This is a genomic window from Caldicellulosiruptoraceae bacterium PP1 (genome assembly GCA_041320695.1).
Lineage (GTDB): Bacteria > Bacillota > Thermoanaerobacteria > Caldicellulosiruptorales > Caldicellulosiruptoraceae > JBGGOQ01.
The window spans coordinates 1-1,358 of the sequence record JBGGOQ010000029.1; the positions used below are offsets into that span (position 1 = coordinate 1).

The 1,358-nt window shown below is 22.5% G+C and carries 1 protein-coding gene; it reads right to left on the minus strand.

Features of this window, described 5'->3' with window-relative positions; all coding sequences use genetic code 11:
- Positions 1-807: 807 nt before the first annotated feature.
- Positions 808-1,358: ATP-binding cassette domain-containing protein (locus tag ACAG39_12410; GenBank protein ID MEZ0538023.1), on the minus strand; the 551-nt coding region annotated here is incomplete at its 5' end.

The following is a 1,358-nucleotide window of genomic DNA, read 5'->3' on the forward strand; positions in this document are numbered from 1 at the left end:
TTTTAAAATAAAATTCTGTTTTACTTTTTTAAAAAATTATTTTAATTACTTTATTTGTATATTTTAGTCATTATTATATATTACTATAATTCCCAGTGTCAATTATCTTTTTGTTTATTTATTGTTATTTATTATGAATTTAAGATATAAATTAAATAAAATAAGTGTTTTATATTATTAATTATTTGTGTTTACATAATAAAATTTTAATTTGTAAATAATATTTTCTATTTAGCATAAAAAAAACAGGGCTTTTTACCCTGCTTTTTTGACTCCTTCTGATGCTTCTTTTGTAAATATTGTTTTTAATGTTAATAGCAAAATCTTTATATCAAGTAACACCGAGTAGTTTTTAATGAAACCAATTATTTATCATTTGAAATATGAAATAATAATAATTGTGTTTGAATGTTTTGTCGTTTAATTATAATTATGCCCTAATATATATAATCTTTCATTTTGCTTTATATAATCATTGTTACAGTTTAACTTATTTCTAAAATAAACAATCTTACTTATTTTACACTAAACACCCACATTAGAATATTTTTAACCACAGCATAATCGTGTGATTTATTTATGTTTATATTAATTTATGAAATTGAATATTAAATCTTATAAAATTTTATTTGTTAACCTATATTTTATGAATAACTTAATTTATTTTTAATAATTTTAATTGTACAATTTTCTCAAATGATAATTGAACTTTTTGATGCTTATATTTTTGTAAACTTATATAAAACTATTTTTTTCAATAGTACTTTCAGTAGTACTTTTTTTGAGTCTTTGGTACTTCGTTTCAAATCATATTTCAACAATGCTTCCATTTTGAAATTTTAAAATTTTATCAGCAATTGATAGAGTTGAAGCCTTATGAGTTATAATAAGTATCAGTGAATTTTGTTGCTTTAATTTAATAAGTGAATTAAGTATTATTTCCTCTGTTTCAGAATCCAAAAAAGATGTTGGTTCATCCAATATTATAATTTTTGGTCTCCTAAGTAATATTCTTGCAAGTGCTATACGTTGAGCTTCTCCAACTGATATTTGTGAACCACGAACTCCTAAATTGACATTTAATCCATCTTGTGCTCTTGAAACAAAATCTCTAAGTCCAGCTTCATTAACAACTTTTTCAATTTGTTCAATTGTATAATTCTTACCACCTAATGTAATATTCTCATAGAGAGTACCATTAATTATAAATGCATTTTGCAATAAAAAACCCACATTATTTCTAAAATCTTTTATGTCAATATCGTTTATATCAATATCATCAACTAGAATTACACCATTTTGTGGTTTAAGTAGCCTCGCAATAATTCTGGCAAAGGTACTTTTCCCTGAACCACTTT